The organism is Pseudomonas sp. EA_65y_Pfl1_P113 (assembly GCF_963970525.1).
Classification (GTDB): domain Bacteria; phylum Pseudomonadota; class Gammaproteobacteria; order Pseudomonadales; family Pseudomonadaceae; genus Aquipseudomonas; species Aquipseudomonas tritici.
Genome location: NZ_CAXAQM010000134.1, coordinates 1 through 808, shown reverse-complemented (window position 1 = coordinate 808; position 808 = coordinate 1). Strand labels below are relative to the sequence as shown.

Here is an 808-nt window from a genome sequence, read left to right as displayed (position 1 = left end):
CCGCGCGATGCGATCGTCCATCTCGCTATCGAGCGCTTGCGCGGTGGCCACATAGAGCAGCGTCCCCGGGAGGTCTTCCGCCTGGCGCTGGCCAAAGGCGCTCTTGCCCGAGCGCGCGCCGCCCAGGATCAATTGTGTCCGTGTGAATGCAATCGACATCGCTTTGGCGGTTCCAACAGAGTCCCGTTGCCCTATAGCGCGGACGCGGCACTCTGCACCGTTCGATCGAGCGCGGGTAGGACCAGACGACAGGATAATGCGCGCTTGCGGGAATGGACGATACATGGCGGTCGGCTTGCGGAAGCGCAGCTCCATTATCGCGACGCGCCGACACCGTGGCTGGATTTATCGACCGGGATCAACCCAGAGCCATGGCCGGGGGCCGACGCGCTGACCTTCGACTGGACGCGCTTGCCGGACGACGCCGCGCTTCATGCGCTTGAAACGACCGCCATGCGCTATTTCGCGGCGCGGGGGCCGCAGGTTCTGGCGCTGCCCGGCACCGAATTCGGCTTGCGCGGTTTAGCGACGCTGGGTCTCCCCGGGCCCTTCCGCCACATCTGGCCGGGCTATCGCACCCATGCCGAAGCGTTGCCGGGGAGCGCCCCTATTTCCTTCGAAGCCGCGATGGAGAGGGCGGCGCAGGGCGGCACGATCGTGCTGGCTAACCCCTCGAACCCCGATGGGCGCTTGCTTGCGCCTGCCGATGTGATGGCGCTGGCGTGGCGGCTGGCGCGCAGCGGCGGGTGGCTGGTGGTCGATGAGGCGTTCATCGATGCGGAGGACGGCGGCAGCATCGTGCCGTTGC

General features: G+C 67.3%; 2 protein-coding genes. One reads left to right on the top strand and one right to left on the bottom strand.

What is annotated here, in order from left to right:
• Window positions 1-159, bottom strand: a 159-nt coding sequence (locus tag AACY52_RS28690) for a bifunctional adenosylcobinamide kinase/adenosylcobinamide-phosphate guanylyltransferase (RefSeq protein WP_339561122.1), incomplete at its 3' end; no start/stop codon positions are given.
• A 105-nt stretch (window positions 160-264) separates the two neighbouring features.
• Between AACY52_RS28690 and AACY52_RS28685 the strand changes: the two genes are divergently transcribed.
• A partial coding sequence (locus AACY52_RS28685; RefSeq protein WP_339561121.1) for an aminotransferase class I/II-fold pyridoxal phosphate-dependent enzyme occupies window positions 265-808 on the top strand: 544 nt, incomplete at its 3' end.